This is a genomic window from Parabacteroides sp. B2-S-102 (genome assembly GCF_023656665.1).
GTDB lineage: Bacteria > Bacteroidota > Bacteroidia > Bacteroidales > Tannerellaceae > Parabacteroides > Parabacteroides distasonis.
Genome location: NZ_JAMOKM010000016.1, coordinates 79,033 through 99,224, shown reverse-complemented (window position 1 = coordinate 99,224; position 20,192 = coordinate 79,033). Strand labels below are relative to the sequence as shown.

14 protein-coding genes are annotated in these 20,192 nt (G+C 44.3%); 7 read left to right on the top strand and 7 right to left on the bottom strand.

Features of this window, described 5'->3' with window-relative positions; all coding sequences use genetic code 11:
• The first annotated feature begins 9 nt into the window (after positions 1 to 9).
• The 6 genes from NBH07_RS17495 to NBH07_RS17470 all read left to right on the top strand — a co-directional run bounded on the left by NBH07_RS17495 (position 10) and on the right by NBH07_RS17470 (position 11,482).
• Positions 10 to 1,266, top strand: a complete 1,257-nt coding sequence (locus tag NBH07_RS17495) for an ABC transporter permease (RefSeq protein ID WP_008779237.1) — start codon at positions 10 to 12, stop codon at positions 1,264 to 1,266.
• Between the two features lie 35 nt (positions 1,267 to 1,301).
• On the top strand, positions 1,302 to 2,423 hold the full coding sequence (locus tag NBH07_RS17490) for an efflux RND transporter periplasmic adaptor subunit (protein WP_005859311.1): 1,122 nt from the start codon (positions 1,302 to 1,304) through the stop codon (positions 2,421 to 2,423).
• Positions 2,424 to 2,435: 12 nt separating this feature from the next.
• On the top strand, positions 2,436 to 3,794 hold the full coding sequence (locus tag NBH07_RS17485; protein ID WP_005859313.1) for a TolC family protein: 1,359 nt from the start codon (positions 2,436 to 2,438) through the stop codon (positions 3,792 to 3,794).
• Between the two features lie 416 nt (positions 3,795 to 4,210).
• The gene (locus NBH07_RS17480; RefSeq protein WP_005859317.1) at positions 4,211 to 7,426 is read left to right on the top strand and encodes a SusC/RagA family TonB-linked outer membrane protein; all 3,216 of its coding nucleotides are present in this window, start codon (positions 4,211 to 4,213) and stop codon (positions 7,424 to 7,426) included.
• A gap of 30 nt (positions 7,427 to 7,456) precedes the next feature.
• Positions 7,457 to 8,977 (top strand): RagB/SusD family nutrient uptake outer membrane protein, encoded by a 1,521-nt coding sequence (locus tag NBH07_RS17475; protein ID WP_005859319.1) that lies wholly within the window; start codon positions 7,457 to 7,459, stop codon positions 8,975 to 8,977.
• An 87-nt stretch (positions 8,978 to 9,064) separates the two neighbouring features.
• Entirely contained in the window at positions 9,065 to 11,482 is a 2,418-nt protein-coding gene (locus NBH07_RS17470) for an alpha/beta hydrolase family protein (RefSeq protein ID WP_008779235.1), read from the top strand.
• A gap of 227 nt (positions 11,483 to 11,709) precedes the next feature.
• Here NBH07_RS17470 and nagB read toward each other — a convergent pair whose 3' ends face one another.
• The 7 genes from nagB to NBH07_RS17435 all read right to left on the bottom strand — a co-directional run bounded on the left by nagB (position 11,710) and on the right by NBH07_RS17435 (position 19,062).
• Positions 11,710 to 12,522, bottom strand: coding sequence for a glucosamine-6-phosphate deaminase (nagB, locus tag NBH07_RS17465; protein WP_005859323.1), 813 nt, complete (start codon positions 12,520 to 12,522; stop codon positions 11,710 to 11,712).
• A gap of 156 nt (positions 12,523 to 12,678) precedes the next feature.
• The gene (locus NBH07_RS17460) at positions 12,679 to 13,875 is read right to left on the bottom strand and encodes an FprA family A-type flavoprotein (protein ID WP_005859325.1); all 1,197 of its coding nucleotides are present in this window, start codon (positions 13,873 to 13,875) and stop codon (positions 12,679 to 12,681) included.
• Positions 13,876 to 13,937: 62 nt separating this feature from the next.
• Positions 13,938 to 14,771 carry a prolipoprotein diacylglyceryl transferase gene (gene lgt, locus NBH07_RS17455; RefSeq protein ID WP_005859327.1) on the bottom strand — a complete coding sequence of 278 codons (834 nt, stop codon included), beginning with the start codon at positions 14,769 to 14,771 and terminating at the stop codon, positions 13,938 to 13,940.
• A gap of 95 nt (positions 14,772 to 14,866) precedes the next feature.
• Complete coding sequence (locus NBH07_RS17450; RefSeq protein ID WP_005867618.1) at positions 14,867 to 15,763, bottom strand: diaminopimelate dehydrogenase; 897 nt, start codon at positions 15,761 to 15,763, stop codon at positions 14,867 to 14,869.
• Between the two features lie 103 nt (positions 15,764 to 15,866).
• Positions 15,867 to 16,868: a metallophosphoesterase family protein gene (locus NBH07_RS17445; RefSeq protein WP_005859331.1), complete on the bottom strand. Its 1,002-nt coding sequence runs from the start codon at positions 16,866 to 16,868 to the stop codon at positions 15,867 to 15,869.
• 32 nt (positions 16,869 to 16,900) lie between these two features.
• Positions 16,901 to 17,893, bottom strand: a complete 993-nt coding sequence (locus NBH07_RS17440; RefSeq protein WP_005859333.1) for a sugar phosphate isomerase/epimerase family protein — start codon at positions 17,891 to 17,893, stop codon at positions 16,901 to 16,903.
• A gap of 14 nt (positions 17,894 to 17,907) precedes the next feature.
• Positions 17,908 to 19,062, bottom strand: a complete 1,155-nt coding sequence (locus NBH07_RS17435) for a Gfo/Idh/MocA family protein (protein WP_008779233.1) — start codon at positions 19,060 to 19,062, stop codon at positions 17,908 to 17,910.
• 156 nt (positions 19,063 to 19,218) lie between these two features.
• Here NBH07_RS17435 and NBH07_RS17430 point away from each other — a divergent pair, with 156 nt between their 5' ends.
• Positions 19,219 to 20,178 (top strand): hypothetical protein, encoded by a 960-nt coding sequence (locus NBH07_RS17430; protein WP_008779232.1) that lies wholly within the window; start codon positions 19,219 to 19,221, stop codon positions 20,176 to 20,178.
• The last annotated feature ends 14 nt before the right edge of the window (positions 20,179 to 20,192 follow it).

The following is a 20,192-nucleotide window of genomic DNA, read 5'->3' as shown; positions in this document are numbered from 1 at the left end:
CGAAAAGATATGTTTGACATAGACAGATGGACAGAAATATGGGTAACCATCACCCGCAACAAGACACGTAGCTTGATGACTTGCTTCGGCGTGTTCTGGGGAATCCTTATGCTGGTATTGTTGCTGGGTACCGGATCGGGATTCAAGAACGCCATGTTCAAGAGCGTCAACGGATTCGCGACGAATTCGCTATTCTTCTACGCCGATCGCACCAGCGAACCCTACCAAGGATTCAACAAGGGGCGAAACTGGAACATGAGGAACCGGGACATAGACGCCATCATACGAGACGTACCTAGCGTACAGGATATCTCCCCCATCCTTTGGGGCAGCCGCTCGGAAAAGAATATCGTTTACGGGATAATGACCGGAACGTTCAACGTGAAAGGTATATATCCGGCTTACTTCAATATCGATACGCAAGACCTATACTATGGCCGTTTATTGAATGAGATCGATATGCGGGAAAAGCGCAAGGTTTGCTTGATCGGCACGAAGATCAATGAGGTATTATTCCACAACGAGGACCCTTGCGGCAAATATATCCGGGTGAACGGGCTTTACTACCAAGTAGTAGGAGTGGTCAACCAAAGGGCATCGGGCCTGAATCTGGGCGGCCGGGGAGAAGAAACCGTCTTCATTCCGTTCAATACCATGCAGCAGACCTTGAACCAAGGCGATATCCTGCATTTCCTCGCACTGAGCGTGAAACCGGGATATCCGATTGAGACGACGATCGAGCAGGTCAAGAATATCATGAAGACGCAAAATCAGATCGCACCGACCGATCCTCAGGCGATAGGCGTAGTCAATATCGCCGCACAATTCAAGACATTCAATCTACTGTTTACAGGTATCGACATCTTGGTCTGGCTGGTCGGCATGGGTACCTTGCTATCGGGTATTATTGGTATCAGCAATATCATGATGGTAACGGTAAAAGAGCGCACGAGGGAGATAGGCGTACGAAGGGCTTTGGGAGCCAAGCCTTTCGACATCATCTCGCAAGTCATGAGCGAGAGTTTGGTGCTGACTGCCTTGGCGGGCTTACTGGGATTAAGCGCCGGAGTCTTCCTCTTGGATTTGTTGGATAAGATATTGTCCGCCAATCCAACGAACGATCCGACCCTGCTGAATCCCGGCGTAAACATCCAAACAGCGGTAGCCGCCGCGGTGGTACTACTGATAAGCGGTTTTATGGCCGGACTGATTCCCGCATGGAGAGCCATGCAGATCAAAGCGATAGATGCCATCCGAGATGAATAATAACGAATCGATAATTAAAATAAAACTATATAATCATGAAGAATCGCATCGTAAAGAAAATCCTACGTATTATCTTATTAACGATCGTAGGTGCGGCGGTAATAGGCACATTCTATTTCTTATGGAAGAAGGCGCAACCGGTAATAACCGTTTATGAGGTCGTAACCCCCAAAAGGGATACGGTAGAGACCAAGACGGTGGCCACCGGAAGCGTGGAACCTCGCTACGAGGTAGAGATCAAGCCGCAGATATCCGGTATCATCTCCGAGCTAAGGAAAGAAGCGGGACAGATGGTACAGGCCGGGGAGATTATCGCCACGATCAAGGTCATACCGGAGATGGTACAGCTAAATAGCGCCGAATCTCGCGTAAACATAGCGGATATATCTCTTAAACAGGTGGAGGAAACCTATAAGAGAGATGAACTGCTGTTCAAGCAAGGTGTTATCGCCCAAGAGGATTTCGATCTCTCGAAGGCCAACTACTTAAAGGCGGTCGAGGAGAAAGAGAATGCGCAAAGCGCACTGGAAATTATTCGTGACGGTATCGCCAAGAACTCCAATGTAGCCAGTACCACGCAGATCCGTAGTACCATCACCGGTATGATACTGGATATCCCGGTGAAAGTAGGTAACTCCGTTATCCAAGCGAACAACTTCAACGACGGTACGACAATCGCCACAGTCGCCAACATGAATGACATGATCTTCAAGGGAAACGTAGACGAGACCGAGATCGGGCGCATTCACGAGGGAATGCCTATCAAGCTTACGATCGGAGCCATGGAAAGCCGTTCGTTCGAGGCCTTGCTGGAATATGTATCACCCAAAGGTGTTGAGAAAAACGGAGCCATTCAATTTGAGATCAAGGCAGCCGTGACGATCCCCGAAGATGCTTTCATCCGTGCGGGATATAGCGCCAACGCCGAGATCGTGCTAAAACGTGCGGAAGACGTTCTTACGATCCCGGAAAGCACGGTCGAGTTCCAAGGGGATTCCGCATTCGTTCAGTTAGTTAAACAAGAGCAACCGGAGCAAGTCTTCGAGAAACATCCGGTAAAGGTAGGTCTGTCCGACGGTATCAAGATCGAGGTTCAAGAAGGACTGGCCGCGACCGATAAAGTCCGGGGCGCAGCTATTGACCCGAATAAGAAATAAAAGAAAGATTGTATGATGAGAAGAAACTTATATATACTGGCAATCGCTTCCCTCCTGTCCGGAAACTATGTTTTCGCTCAGGATGCGGTGAAGCAATGGAGTCTGGAGGAGTGCATCCAATATGCCATCGAGCATAATATCGACTTAAAGCAAAAGGAGCAGGAACAGGAAAGCCGAAAGGTAGACTTACATACCAGCAAATACAGTTGGCTCCCGGCCCTAAATGGCAGTCTTGGACAGAGCTTCCAGTTCGGACGCTCCACGTCTAAATCCGGGGTGATCGTGGACCAGAACGCCGCCAATTCCACATTGGGGATCAATCTGGACATGCCTTTATTTGACGGGTTAAAAATACCGAACGATATCGCCGCCCGCAAACTTGATCTAAAAGCGTCTATCGAGAACTTGAATAAGGCGAGAGAAGACCTATCCATCAATATAGCTTCCTACTACCTGCAAGTACTTTATAATAAAGAGTTACTGAAAATAGCGCAACTACAAGTGGAACTAGACAAGGAGCAGGTGAATAAAACAGAGGCCATGGTGAACGCCGGAAAGGTGCCACTTTCCCAACTGTATGATATCAAAGCCCAATTAGCGAAAGATGAGGTCACGCTTACCGAGTCGCAAAACAATGTGAACCTCGCTTTACTGGATCTGGCGCAAAGTCTGGAACTAGAGCGAAGCGATCGGAGTTTCGATATACAGACTCCTGTAATTGAAGATGCGGTGGCTGATAATATGAGTAGCATCCTACCTCCGGAAAACATTTACGATCATGCGGTTACGTTCAAGCCTCAGATCAAGGAACAACAGTATTTGCTAGAGAGCCAAAAGAAAATGTTGCGTGTCGCGCAAGCGGGCTATTACCCCAAGTTAAATTTCGGGGCTAGTTACAGCAATGGATATTATCATTCTACTTCCGGAGGTGAATTTGCCGATACTCGTTCCTTTAGCGAGCAGTTTAAGCAGAATGGGCAAAAGATCGTCGGATTCTCATTGAGCATTCCACTTTTCAACCGCTTCCAAGTACGCAATAGCGTTCGTACCGCAAGGATCAACATTATCAACCGGGAATTGCTGATGGAAAATACAAAGAAAACGTTATACAAGGAAATCCAGCAAGCGTACTACAACGCAACGGCTTCCCAAGAGAAATATACGGCTTCCGACAAATCCGTCACGGCGAGCAAGGAAGCGTTCAATTATGCCCAAGAGCGTTACAACGCAGGTAAAAGCACTGTCTTTGAATTTAATGAGGCTAAAACAAAATACGCGCAAAGTCTAGCGGAACAGGCACAGGCCAAATATGATTTTATCTTCCGTACGAAGATTCTAGATTTCTATAATGGTAACCCTATCCGTTTATAAACGTTAATTAATACTTCATTTTTTTATTATACACACAAAGTTTAAGGGAAGATATCTTTTATGGACATCTTCCCTTTCAGCATCCATTAAGGCATTTAGTCTGCACAGAACTATGTTTAACATCATAATTAACAGATAGATAGCCAAGACCAAAAAACCTCCTGCCAGCTATCATAATGCAACAAGATCCCCAGTACAACTAAATTGAATTTGACAATATCAATCAATATTATATTAGTTTTAGAATGTTTTATAACAGTTTGCTTTTTTATAATAAAAATTAGTATATTTGCGGCTGTGATTTTCAGGAGTCTTGGTGTGTACATTTTTTTGATAAGTATTTTAACTGTAGTTCTGTGCAAACTATGGTCTCTTGAAAAAATAATGTGTGTCTAATTAACAAACAAATTCATTCTATGAAGCACAAATTAACGCTTGTACTACTCTCATTCTTTCTGGGAGTGCAGTGTATGGTCGCCCAGCAAATGAAGGTGACCGGTGTAGTGATTAATGAAGATGATGGGGAGCCTGTTATAGGTGCATCCATCGTAGTAAAAGGAACCACTATTGGAACCATTACCGATTTAGATGGTAAATTTGAGTTAGAAACTCAGAAAGATGCTAAGCTAATTATTTCTTATGTAGGTTTACGGACTCAAGAAACTACAGCTCAGCAAAACATGAGAATTGTTCTTTCTTCAGATTCTCAAGCTATAGATGAAGTTGTTGTCGTAGCTTATGGTACCGCAAAGAAAAGTTCTTTTACAGGTTCCGCATCCACGGTGGGTGCCGCTTTGATGGACAAACGTCCATTGAGTAACGCCCTCTCCGCATTGGAAGGAAACACTTCCGGAGTACAAATGACTTCCTCTATCGGACAACCGGGAGAAGCTGCCAAGGTAACGATCCGTGGTTTTGGTTCAGTAAACGCGGATAATGCTCCTTTATATGTAGTGGATGGTGCCATCTTCAGTGGTGATATCTCTTCTATCAGCCCATCTGATATCGAATCAATGACAATTTTAAAAGATGCCGCTTCTACATCTTTGTATGGATCTAGCGCAGGTAACGGTGTGGTTTTGATCACGACTAAGAAAGGTTCTAGCAGCAGTGGCGCAGGTGTTACCTTGAGTATCTCACAAGGTTGGTCTAGCAGAGCTTATAACGATTACGCAAAAGTAGGTGTATACGATTATTATCCTTTGCAATGGCAAATGTTGAGAAACGCAAATATGTCACTCGGACAAAGTGCTACCGACGCTGCCGCTAATGCTTCTAAAGATATTATCAACAAATTAAAATATAATCCTTTCGTAGGAATCGCCAATGACGCAATCGTGGGCACAGACGGTTTATTGAATCCATCAGCCTCGGCTTTAAAATGGGGTGAGGACCTTGATTGGGAAGATGCCGCTTACCGTACCGGACATCGCCAAGAATATAATGTAAGCTACAATACAAAAACAGAAAAGAGCGACACATATGCTTCCATAGGCTATCTGAATGATAAGGGATATATGATTAAGACAGACTTTGAGCGTTACAACGCACGCTTGAACTATAATATCTATCCGGTGAAATGGTTCAAGAGTGGATTGAATTTAGGTTTAAGTCGTACAAACTCCAATTATTCTACTTCTACTTCTAGCAACTCCGCTGGTTATGGTAACTTATCTCGTTTCATTCGTTCTATGGCACCGATCTATCCGGTACATAAGCATGATATTGAGACAGGGGCTTATTTGGATAAAGAAGGAAACGTAGTTACTGATCCGGCTTTATATACCTACGATTATGAAGGAGCCCGTATCTCCAGCAATGGACGCGACGGTATCGCTGAGGCCCTGTGGAACGATCGCTTGATGTCTACCACAAACTCTAGTGCCCGTACTTATGTAACGATCACTCCGATCGAAGGATTGAATTTAACAGTGAACTACGCATTTGACAATAAGGATGAACGCCGTAGAGTATATGAGAACCCAGAGGTAGGTGACGGAACCGCAGGACCGGGACGTTTGAACATCCGAAATAGAAACTTCTTGACACAGACATTCAACCAGTTGATTAATTACACAAAGACTTTTGGTAAGCATAACATCGAAGCTTTGTTAGGCCATGAGAACTATAGCTACCGTTTACAATATAACTACGGTATGAAGACTAATGAGATCGTTTCCGGAACGTATGAGTACAGTAACTTCGTAAGCATAAGCTCAATGGATTCTTATACACGCGAATATAAGAAAGAAGGATACTTCGCTCGTTTGAACTATGATTTCGATGATAAATATTATGTAACAGCCTCGTATCGTCGTGACGGTTCCTCTCGCTTTAGCAAGGATAACCGTTGGGGTAACTTCTGGTCATTCGGAGCATCTTGGCGTATCAGCCAAGAAGATTTCATGGAAAACTTGACTTGGGTGGACAATTTGAAACTGAGGGCATCCTACGGTGAAACCGGAAACGATGCCATCTATTATACAGATGATGACACACAACAGGATTACTATCCTTATCAAACCTTGTATAATTTGGGTATCAACAACGGTTTGGAAGCAGGTCTCTACTTCCCGACTATGGCAAACAATAATTTGAAATGGGAGACACAGGTTTCTACCGATGTCGCTTTAGAATTCGGATTGTTCGGTCGCTTGAATGGTACGGTCGAGTTCTTCCGTAAGGCCTCCAGAGACTTGTTATTCAATGTTAGCCAACCGTTATCCAGTGGTGTCGAAAAGATCGTACAAAACATTGGTAAAGTTCGTAACCAAGGGGTGGAAATCGACTTAAACTACCAAGTATTAAAATCAAAAGATTGGAAATTATCAGTCGGCGCAAACGCTACATTCATCAATAATAAGGTGACTCGTCTGCCTGATGCCAACCGGAAAGATGGTATCATCAAAGACTCTAAGAAATTGATGGAGGGACATTCAATCTATGAGTTCTGGTTACGTCAATGGTGGGGTGTTAATCCTGATAACGGAGATGGATTGTATATCTTTGATGCCGAAAACAACACCGATGCGAATGGTAATATTAAAGATGCGGTAAAAAAGACACTTGTAGAGAAAGATGGTCAAGTATTGACAAACTCTTATAGCTATGCGAAATATGATTTCAGTGGTTCTGCCGTTCCGAAAGTATATGGTGGTTTCAATATCAATTTGAGCTATAAGGCATTCGACCTTTCTACCGTATTCTCTTATTCATTAGGAGGCAAGGTGCTTGACTCGAGTTATAGAGGATTGATGGATGTAGGTGAGTTCGGTTATGCGATGTCACCGGATCTACATAACGCATGGACAACTCCGGGCCAGATCACAGATGTACCTCGTTTGGACAATAACTCAGGTCATGCGACTAGCATTGGACAATCCTATTCTACACGTTGGTTGACAAACGCAAATTACTTGAACTTGCGTACTGTCACTTTGGCTTACAACTTGCCTAAGTCTATCCTAAACGTTATCAACATCAAGAGTGCACGCGTCAATGTCAGCGCAGAGAACTTATTCATGTTGAAAGCCCGTCAAGGTCTGAATCCGCAAGCTAACTATGCCGGAGTATCTTACAATGAATATATGCCGGCTAAGAACTTTACGATCGGTTTAAATGTATCGTTCTAAATTCATAATACATCAAACAAAGGAAAAGATATGAAAAATATACAATTATTCAAACACATCGCAGCAGGACTGCTTCTAAGTGGCTCTCTGATCGGCACAAGCTGTTCCAGCGATTATATGGATACAATCCCAACCGAGAACGTTTCATTCACGACAGTATCCACTTCGCTCGACAATCTTTATCTTGCACTGAACGGTATTCATCGTAAGATGGTATCTCAAGACTTAGGCAACCAAGGTTTGGGAGGTGAGCCCGGTTTCATCATCGGTCGAGAAGCGTTAGCTGATGATTTGACATGGGACACGCAGACTTGGCATCAAGGTTTCTTAAACTGGAGTTATCCAACGAACGCAACAAGTTCGTACAACTCCGGTGAGTGGGAAACTTATTATAAGTTCATTTTGAATGCAAACAACATCTTGAAAGCGTTGAATGATAACTTTAGCGATGAGTCAAAACTCACAGATAGCGAAAAAGCGCTTGCGAACCATATCAAGGGCGAGTGTTTGGCAATTCGTGCATGGAGTCATTTCAATCTAGTACAATATTATGCGAAACCATATCGTAACGGACAGGACAACTCTCAACCGGGAGTTCCTTATCGTACGAGTCCGGAAATCGAGCCTATGGCACGTAATACGGTAGAAGAGGTGTACACAAAGATTCACGGGGACTTAGACGAAGCATTGAACTTATTGGCAGACTATGAGCCAAATGATAAGAATCATTATAGCCTAGCATCGGTTTACGGATTGAAAGCACGTGCTCTTCTGACTCAACAGAAATACGCAGACGCAGCTACGGCCGCAGTGAATTCTATCAATGAAGCAGAGAAAGATGGCTGTAAGATCATGTCTCAGTCTGAATTGATGAATGGTTTCGCTAATATCACTTCCGCTACGAAAGAGGCGATGTATGCCGCAATGACACAGAATGACCAAACGGTTTATTTCTACTCTTTCTATGCGTATATGTCTTGGAACTTCAACTCCAGCTCTATCCGCACAGGTATCAAATGTATCAGCCAAAGTACTTACGACTTAATGTCGCCAACCGATCTTCGCCGTCAATGGTGGGATCCGACAGGAAAGGCAGAAGTACCCGCAACTTCTTACAACCAGCGTGTTTATCAGAACCGCAAGTTCACGGCACGCTCTACAGCTGATGCTGTAGGTGATTTTGCCTTCATGCGTATCAGCGAAATGTACTTGACTGCAGCCGAGGCTTTCGCTCGTTCCAATCAAGACGCAAAAGCAAAGGAATATTTGCAAGCCTTGTTGAAAGAACGTGATCCAGAGTACAAGGATTTGGGTAACACAGGCGCAAAACTAGCGGATGAGATCATGACACATCGCCGTATCGAACTTTGGGGCGAAGGTTTCCGTTGGTTCGACTTGAAACGTCTAGGTTTGCCATTGGATAGAACCGGGTCTAATTTTGACGCTACTTTCTGTGGTTTCTTGCACAAGGATCCGAATGCTGATGGTTGGATCTTCGAGATTCCAAAAAAGGAAACAGATTTCAACGACTTGATCGAAAAGAACTATTAACACTCTTTTTACGTTAACTTACATTAATCACAATCCCCAAAGTATACTTTAACAGGTTATCTTTGGGGATTTCTTATATCACTATTTATGAAAACAAATCATTTATTTTCAGCTCTGCTCTCTTTAGCGCTTATATGTCCTGGAATAGCGCAAGAAACACATTATCAACGTCCTCCAGCCGTAATAGAGGAAGTGGCCCTAGCCAAATTATCCCCGATCATCCGAATTAGTGATAACAATCAGTGGGCACTCCAGTTAGAGCGTTCCCCGTACCGGTCTATCGCCAAGCTTGCGCAACCGGAGCTTAAATTAGCGGGAATGCGTATCAGTCCCGAAACATTCAATACGAGCCGGCAAGCCGAATATACGGGTGCCAGTTTAATGAACATCGCTACTCAAGAAGAAATCAAGATTGAAGGAATTCCTGACAACGCGGTAATCACAGAAGCCTCATTCTCTCCTTCATCCAATAAGGTAGCTCTATTCGTGGAAGAAGCGAATGGCGTATATCTTTATAACTGTACCCCGGAACAGCCCGTAGCTCAGAAAGTAAGTACCCGTAAAATCAATGCGACAAGTGGAGCGGAGATCTTATGGATTAGCGACAATGAGTTTATTACGCTTATGGTTCCAGAAAACAGGGGAAAGGCACCGGAGAAACCCACAGTCCCATCCGGTCCCATCATTCAAGAAAGTACTGGAAAGGTGATGCCCGCTCGTACCTATCAAGACTTGCTGAAAAATCCGTACGACGAGCAATTATTCGACTATTACTTCACCTCCCAATTGGTACGTATAAAAGAGGGCATTGTGTACGAGATCGGAAAACCGGCAATCTACGGCAGTACGCTTTCATTATCCCCGGATAAATCTTTGCTACTTATCGCGACAGTTCATCGTCCGTATTCCTATCAAGTACCGGTATATAACTTCCCACAAAAGTTCGAGGTCATAGACTTACAAGGCAATTCCATTTATACGTTAGCGGATAATCCAACCGTCAATATTCCGATGGGATATGACACGACCTCGCCTTATCCCCGTCAATTCGGATGGAGATCGGATCAACCGGCTACCGTTTACTGGGCGGAAGCGCAAGATAAAGGAGATCCTAAGCAAAACAAGACCGATTTCATGGATATTATCTACCAAATAAGCTATCCGTTCAACAGCGAGAAACAGGAAGTCGCAAAGACAGAGAAACGTTTCCGCAACATCCTGTGGAATGACGATGCTTTCGCTTTATTGATCGAGACTTCCCGGGAGACTCGTAAAAACAGGACATTTACTTTTAAGCCTTGCTCTTCTGAGTCTCCGGTTCTATTATTCGATGTATCCACCGACGATAATTACAACAATCCGGGAAATCCACTTACGATTAAAAATGCGTATGGTAAATATATCGTTTATACCAATAAAGCCCACAATGAGTTATTGATGCTTGCCCAAGGAGCCTCATCTAAAGGGGATATGCCTTACCTTAGCCGTTACAATTTGAAAACAAAAAAGAACACGGAACTTTGGCGCTGCGAGGACGGATATTATGAGACCATCCTAAAGGTAGCGAATCCGGAAAAGCTTCAATTGATCACTTCACGTCAATCCATTACAGAACCAGCGAATCTCTGCTCTCGTGACTTGAAAAAGAAAAAATTCGCTCAATTGACTCATTTCGCCAATCCATATCCGGCCATGGCAAACGTTAGCAAACAAAAGATCAAGTATAAACGTGCGGATGGTTTGGATCTAACAGCGACCGTATACCTCCCTGCCGGATATGATAAAGCGAAGGACGGTCCATTACCTGTCTTAATGTGGGCCTATCCGAGAGAATATAAAAGCAAGGCCGAGGCTTCTCAGGTACGAGGTTCTCAATACATGTTTACGAATATCAACTATGGTTCTCCCGTCTATTGGGTTTTACGTGGATTCTGTATAATGGAAAATGTCGAGATGCCGATCGTTAGTACCAGTGAGGGAGCGGAGCCGAACGATGATTTCATTGAGCAATTGACAATGAACGCCGAGGCGGCCGTAAAAGTTATTTCCGAGATGGGTGTAGGTGATCCGAATCGTGTAGCCGTAGGAGGACATTCCTATGGAGCTTTCATGACAGCGAATCTATTAACACATACCAAACTGTTCAAAGCCGGCATCGCACGTAGCGGAGCTTACAACCGTACGCTTACCCCGTTCGGCTTCCAAACAGAGACCCGTACTTATTGGGAAGTACCGGAAATATATAATGCCATGTCGCCATTCATGTCTGCCGATAAACTACATGGAGCTTTATTAATCATACATGGTGAGATGGATAACAACTCCGGAACCTTTCCGATCCAATCCGAGCGCCTGTTCAGTGCCCTAAAAGGCCACGGGGCGATCGCACGTTATGTCGTATTGCCCTATGAGAGTCATGGCTACGCCGCCAAAGAGAACATATTACATCTATTGTATGAATGTGACCTATGGCTGGATCGTTACGTCAAGAACGCAAAAAAGTAAGTAGTACAGACTTTGTCAATGAAGTATATATCCTCTGACAGGAAAAGTATATTTCCTCTAACCAGTGAAGTATATCTTCTATGAGGAAGCCAGCCGGCAGCCACCAATTGCCCTAAAACAACGATGCCCATCGTAAGGTTATAAGAATGCCCATCGTAAACTCCTTACAATGGGCATTCTTAACTCCTTATGATGGGCATTAAAAGAAAGCCCTATCTGAGATTCGTTTATTTTAGCAATGAACAAGGACAAAGATGATCCTTCTCGATATCCTTGAAATAGTTATAAGTACCTACCTTAAGATCCGCGCAAGCCGCCTCATCGCAAACAATGATTCCCTTCGGATGCAACTGCAAGGCGGTAATTGTCCACATTTGGTTCACGGCGCCCTCAACGGCTTGTTGCAACGCACGAGCCTTGTTATGACCATTTACCATGATCAATACCTCCTTAGCGTCAAGAACCGTACCTACACCAACCGTTACAGAAGTCTTCGGAACTTTATTCACGTCATTATCAAAGAAACGGGAGTTAGCGATAATCGTATCTGTAGTTAACGTCTTGATACGAGTACGAGAACTCAAAGATGAACCCGGCTCATTGAACGCGATATGGCCATCAGGACCGATACCACCCAAGAACAGGTCTACGCCACCGACCGCTTTCATGCGAGCCTCATAAGACGCACACTCAGCCTCCAAATCCTCGGCGTTACCATTCAAGATATTTACGTTCTCCGGTTTGATATCGATATGACTGAAGAAATTATTCCACATGAAAGAATGATAGCTTTCCGGATGATCTTTCGGAAGGCCGACATACTCATCCATATTGAAAGTGATCACGTTCTGGAACGATACGACACCCTGCTTGTTCAATTCAATCAGGTTCTTGTACATACCCAGCGGAGAAGATCCGGTAGGCAAGCCCAGTACGAATGGTTTTTCAGCGGTTGGATTCGCGGCTTTGATCTTCGCTGCTACATAATTGGCAGCCCATTTTGAGAGTTGCTCGTAATTAGGTTCGATAATTAATCTCATAACGTTACGCTTTTTTTAATTGAAAATTGAAAATTGGAAATTGAAAATTAAAGGATTCCCAATCTACGCATCTCGCCTTTCTTTTGTTTATAAATTAGATCTATTGTTAATAGCTTTCGTTTTATCTGTTGTCGGAGCCTTTAGACTTTTCAATTCTCAATTCTCCATTTTCAATTTCCCAGCCATTTCCTTGCCCAAGGCTAAACACTCCTCGTATTTAGTAGCGCTTAAACCTTGCTTCTGCTCAACCGGCGTACCGACAGTCTCCCACTTCATCTTCTCGCCAAAAGCCGCCAAACGTTTCACGGCGGCTCCAGCCCATGTGAAAGACCCGAAATAACCGAAAATACGATTTTTCACCTCACGCAACTCGATCTTACTCAACACAGCTTCCACCTCTGGGAACAATTGATTGCTATAAGTCGGGCTACCTACGATAACTCCCTTATATTTGAACACATCTTTCAAGATATAAGAAGAAGGGCTTTTGCTAACATTATGCATCACAATATTCTTGATGCCATTATCAGCCAAAGAAGCGGCGATCGCCTCAGCCATCTGCTCCGTGTTACCATACATGCTGCCATAAATAATAACCACGCCTTCCTCACCTTCGTAGCGGCTCATACGGTCATAGATATCGATCGCTTTCGACGCATATTCACGCCAAACAGGTCCATGGGTAGAGCAAATCGTCTGGATATCCAAGCCCGAAAGCTTCTGTAATGCCCTTTGTACTGGACTTCCATATTTTCCGACAATGTTGGAGTAATAGCGAATCATCTCTTCCCAATAATGCTCCACGTTCATCTCCGTATCGATCACACCACCATCCAATGTGCCATACGTACCGAACGCATCCGCGGAGAATACGATTTTATCCGTAACGTCATAAGTAACCATCACTTCCGGCCAATGCACCATCGGAGCCATATAAAATACAAGCTCATGACGACCCGTATTCAAGGTATCACCCTCTTTCACCTCAAACAAGCCTTCCTTGATGCCATGATATCCTTCCAGCATTCCGAAAGTCTTATTGTTTCCGACAATCTGTACGTCCGGATATTGCTGACGCAACAAACGGATACTTCCCGCATGATCCGGCTCCATATGATTTACCACGAGATAATCCAAAGAACGTCCGTCCAAGGCATCCGCTACTTTTTTCAAGAAAATATCAGAGTAACAAACATCGACCGTATCGATCAATACGGTTTTCTCGTCTACGATCAAGTACGAGTTATAGGAAACGCCGTATGGCAACGGCCACATATTCTCGAAGAGGGCCTTTTGACGGTCATTAACTCCTACATAATAAACTTTATCCGCAATTTCTTTTAACTTGTACATCTTTTTTAATTGATAATTGATAATTGAAAATTGATAATCACGAAGCGTGTGCTCTCTAATCTTCAATTTTCAATCTTTAATTTTCCATTTCTTAGTGCTCTCCAGACAAACCAGCACCCTGCCAAAACAAACGGGATACTTAGCCATTGCCCCATATTCAACATCATTCCAGCCTCGAAAGGCTCTTGGTCATTTTTCACGAATTCTATGAAGAAACGAGACCCGAATACGCATATCATAAATACGCCGAAGATAAGTCCTTGCTTTTTCCAAGCCTCTTTCTTGAAATATAGCCACATACAGATAGCGAACGTCACCAGATAACAAGCGGCCTCATACAATTGCGTCGGATGGCTCGGAGCGGTAAAAATAGGCTCCGCCCCCATTCTCCATGCGTGTAAATTATCGATAAAACGAAATCCCCAAGGCAAATCAGTGGAATGACCGTAAATCTCATGATTCATCAGGTTTCCCAGACGAATCATAGCAGCTACCAATCCTGTCGGAACCACCAACTTATCGAAAGCCCATAACATACTTTTATGGCTTACTCGCTTCGAGTAGAAATAAATGGCGATAATTATACCTAACGTACCACCATGGCTAGCCAAACCTCCCTCCCAAATCTTGAAAATCTCAATCGGGTTGGCTAAATAATATTCCGGCGCATAAAACAAACAATGCCCCAAACGGGCACCAATCACCGTACCGAGCATCGTATAAATCAAAAGGGAATCGATCCATGCGGGCGGCAGTCCCTCTTTTTTCCACATCCGCTCTACAATCATATAGCCAATAGCGAAACCAATCGCGAAAGCCAATCCATACCAACGAATCTCTCGGGAACCGATGGTAAAGATAGCGGGATCGGCAGTCCATGTAATAAAATCAAGCATAATTATTTCAGTTGGCAATTGACAATTGACAGTCGACAATCGCAAGTCAGGATTTCCCGAACTGTCAATTGCCAGCTGTCAACCATCAACTTATATTAAACGAGTCTTCTAATTAAGTTCTCTCTCTCGCCGTACAGCATATCGATTATCGGCAATTCGATCATCGTATATGCGCCCGGTTGTTGCTTCAAGCTCGCACGAGCGACAGAAACCAAGATTTGAGCGGTCAAGGCAGGGTTATTGATCTTCATATCGAATTCGATCAACTGGTTCTGAGTCTTGCCCGATACACCTTTACGAACCAAGTTCACACCATGTCCCATGTCCAACAAATTATCAACACATTCAACCTGCATTACATGAGTCTCATCATGAGCGAAATAATCATCCGCCTTGATAGCGGCAGACACTTGCTTGAAATCGTATCCGTCTTCTACCTCGATATAAACCATACGACGGTGTACACCTGTTCCCAAAGGAATCGTCATACTTAAAGCCGCCTTCACGCCTTCGATAGCCTTCACGGCAACCGTATGCCCCATACTCATTCCCGGACCGAAGTTCGTATAAGTAATACCTTTCGGCACCATCGCTTCTAACAAAGCACGTACCACAGAGTCGCTTCCCGGATCCCAACCGGCAGAAATTACAGCTACCGTATTATGAGCCTTCGCTACAGCGTCCAAAGAACGACGTAAATCCACGATACCTCCGTGTATATCGAAACTATCGACCGTATTGATGCCTAAAGCCAGAATCTCTTTCGCATGCTCTTCCACGCTACGTGTAGGAGTAGCCAAAACCGCTACGTCAACCTTATCTAACTTGGTGATGCTATCAGTAACCGTGTATGCCTTCAACTCGTCCGGAATATCATTCGGATTACGACGAATAATACCTGCTACCTCAAAATCCGGGGCAGCTTCAAGGGCCTCTAACACATATTTCCCGATGTTGCCATAACCTACGATGGCGGCTCTAATTTTCTTCATACTCTAGTTTTTACTTTTCAACCAACCGCAAAGTTAGATATAATTTAGAGCTTTAACAATAAGGAATACAGTTTTTATATCATTTTCAGAATGATATAGATCCTCACTCTTTCACGAATGAATCCGGATAGGTAGTAAGCTGCTCTACACCGGCTTTCGTACGAATCCAAGTCTTGAAGGTACGGGCTCCCTCGTTCAATTCGATCACACGTGCTCCATTTGGTATATGGATGTATTCCGTCGGACCACCCGTAAAACGACCGTAAGCCAATAATACGTCATACCAGCAAACCGCATAATCATCGTCATGATCATGACCGACAAATATACCCATCACGTCCCCGTTCTCCTTAATCGCCGTAAATAAGCCGGAATTCAAGGCCGGAGCGCATGCCTTTTCCCTACGTATGCCATAGAGTTGGGCATTCTCATCGGAAGCCGCTTGATTAAACTCCGGCAACGCAATATGGAAGAAAGCCAAAGAAGGAACCGGCTCTCCCCCGTTATTCCGGGTAAACTCTGCGCTTTTCTTACAATACCAATCGATCTGGTCACGCTTAATATAATCGTATCCTTTTACCCCCTTGATAGTTGAATAGGTATTCGAATCGATGCAATACAAGACGAAAGCATCCTTCTTCCCGTCGGAGGAACGTACGGTCAAGGCGTAATTACCCACGCCTGAGATTTCGGGAACCTCATCCGCCGTTAAACTATACGGTAGGCTTTCGGCTACTTTCAGCAACTCCTCTTTTGTCGCCCCCTGCTCATTATCATGATTTCCGAAAACAATGGAGAATGGTATTTTACGGTCGGAGACTGTCTTCAATACATTCCGCATATTTTCCAACGCAGGCTTGCTATAGATAATATCTCCCGTAAAAATCACCAAGTCCGGTTTCTCGTCATCCAACACTTGGTTCATACGCTCAAAAGCGATGTCCGAACGAGGGTCTTGCCATTTCACATGCAAGTCCGTAAACTGTACAATCTTAAACTTCTTATCCGGATTAAACTTCAACCCCGGTTTTTGGGCAAATCCCAAAGAACTCAAGCCGGCGGCCAATAACAAGGCCCCGGCAAACATCCACTTTCTCACACTCATCAAATCTCGTGTTTTTTGTAATTAATAATTATTTATTCCTTTCCGAAACAAGCGTCGAACGCATGTGCGGAAGGTTGGAAATCCACTCTCTTCACCAATTCGCAAGATTCCCGTGCCCCATGTTCCCGATCCATAGCGCTATCTTCCCATTCCACGGAAAGCGGACCTTGATAGCCAATTGAATTCAAAGCACGGATAATCTCCTCAAAATTAATCTTTCCTCGTCCTAAGCTACGGAAATTCCAATATCGACGGGGATCGCCGAAAGTAACATGACCGCCGAATATACCCACCTGCTTAGGGGTATCACTCCAATATACGTCCTTCATATGCACATGGAAGATACGCTCCGGAAACTGATAGATGAAATCCACATAGTCCACCCCTTGATATCCTAGATGACTCGGATCATAGTTAAAACCGAAAGCAGGATGGTTATTTACCGCCTCCAATGCTCTGCGTGCGGAAAAAGTATCGAACGCGATCTCTGTAGGATGTACCTCCAACGCAAAACGTACACCCAGTTTCTGAAACTCATCCAAGATGGGCGTAAAGCGACGGGCGAAATCATCATACCCCTTTTGTATCATCGCATCCGTTACCGGAGGGAAAGAATACAAATAATGCCAAATAGAACTACCCGTAAAACCTACAACCGTATCGACTCCCAGCATCTTTGCCGCATGAGCGGTCCGGATCATCTCCTCGGTAGCCCGTTGGTGAACCCCTTCCGGATCGCCATCTCCCCAAATGTAATCCGGCAAGATTGCCTTATGACGCTCATCGATATTATCGCAAACAGCTTGTCCAACCAGATGGGTAGAGATCGCATAAAGCCGTAAGTCATATTTCTTTAACAGATCCTTGATTCCTTGATAATAAGCCGTATCCGTACGTCGGACATCCACATGATCGGGAAGTCCCAATTCCACACCGTCGTATCCGAATTCTTTCGCTTTTTGACAAACTGTTTCCAGTGATAAATCTCCCCACTGGAGGGTATATAATGTTACAGGACGTGCCATATATAGTATTATTTTTAGTCGATTATTTTTATCCATTTATTCTCTGTCGATCCGGTAGCTACAATCGTCTCGATAAACCGCATGCCACGGACACCGTCTTCGGCGGAAGGGAAATCCAAGGTTTCAGGAGCCGGTTCCTCACCAGCCAGAATCGATCGCAAAGCCAAGGCGAAATTCCGATACAAATTAGCGAATGCCTCTATATAGCCTTCCGGATGCCCGCCCGGCGTACGGGAATTATGAGCGGCGATACCCGACATATATCCATTGGAAGTACGGATGATCTCCGCCGGACGATCCGGCCAACGCATAATCATCGTATTCGGTTCTTCTTGACGCCATTCCAACCCACCTTTCTCTCCATACACACGAATATTCAAGCCATTCTCTACACCTACGGCGATCTGACTAGCGGTCAGCACCCCTTTCGCGCCTCCCTCATAACGGATCAATGCCGCCCCATCATCATCCAAAAGACGATCCGGCACGAAGGTATTCAACTCACCGCATAATTCCACGGCCTTCAGCCCTGTTATATATTCCGCCAGATTAAACGCATGAGTCCCGATATCCCCCATGCAACCGGCCTTACCCGACCGATTGGGATCCACCCGCCAAGCCGCCTGCTTATTAACATCAGCGCAGTCATTATATAGCCAGCCTTGAGGATATTCCACATAAATACGGCGTATCTTACCTAAATCGCCCCTGCGTACCCTTTCCCGAGCCTCCTTCACCATCGGGTAAGCGGTATAGGTATGAGTCAGCATAAACAATTTTCCGGTTTCCTTCACTTTGTCTCGTAATTGCTTCGCCTCATCCAAGGTATATGTCATCGGTTTATCCAGTACGACATGGAAACCATGTTCCAACGCCATCATGGCCGGACCGAAATGCACATGATTCGGGGTAACGATAGACACAAAATCCATCCGTTCGCCTTCAGGCAGGGTGGCCTCTTTCTCTATCATTTCCTGATAAGATGCGTAAATACGATTATCCGGTAAAAATAAAGATTGTCCGGTAGCCAATGAATTCTCCGGGCGAGAACTGAAGCATCCACAGACCAACTCGATCTGTCCGTCTAAATTAGCGGCGATACGATGAACGGCCCCGATAAACGAGCCTTGTCCTCCACCGACCATTCCCATTCTGATTTTTCGTTTCATGGTATTATTCCGTTTTATTAAACTAAGGTAATTACATTGTTGATTCACAAAGCTATGAAAAATAACCCTGCGTACGCCAATTTAACAGCTTAATATTTTTTAATTCACAAAATATATCGTTCCTTTGCGTCAAACATATTACCAAAAATTTCAACTATGAAGAAAAAAGAATTAGTGGCTATCGCCTGTCTGCTTTGTTTTTGTTGTTGTAATGGAACGGAAAAGGAAGTACCTAACCCCGACCTACAAGAGGAATTATCACCCATACAGTTTACGATCGATTTACAAAAGGAAGTATTACCCTTCCCCGTAACCAAGAGTATTCCCGAGCTGAATATCCCTGAGCCTATTCCCCAAAATCCCGATGCCGAGGAAGATCCTTCTACACCAGATATCGATCCGGATAATTTATACAACCGGATCGATTATATCGTATACCAAAGCGGAAAACCGGACATTCTGGTAAAACATAAGCAATTCACGCCTCAAGATCCGGATTTCACGATCATTTATGATTCACTGCCCTCCGGCAACTATCATATTTGTTTCCTAGCCCACTCAGACAAGAATATCTCCGTGTCCGGACAAACCGCACTATTCAGTAAAGTATCAGATACGTTTCATCTTTTTCTCACCCAAGAAGTACAAACGGGAGAAAGAATCATTAAAGATATCACCTTACAAAGAATCGTCGGCAAAATAGAGTTCATATCCGCCGATGGCGTACCTAAAGCCCTAAAAAGCTTCACGATAAATGTCTCCAATTATCAAAACAAGATTGACTTAACCACTGGGAATGGCATTTCTCAAAACACGCCTTATACACAAACCGACACTTTTAACGACTCTGATATCGGGAAAACAAATTTCTCCCATTCCTTCTTCACGTTTATCCCGGCTCCGGAATTCATGCTCAAAGCACACCTCTCGGCCAAAAATCAGATAAATGAAGTAACCCGGGAAAGAGAAGTTAATGACATCCTGCCTCTCATAAATCACATTATTCGTTATACTGGGATTCTCTACACCCCGAAGGAATCAGACGATACCTTCACCCTTGATATATTAAACGGTGGCAAATGGGATAGCCCCATCGACAAAGATCTAAAAGATTAATACAAAGCCGATGT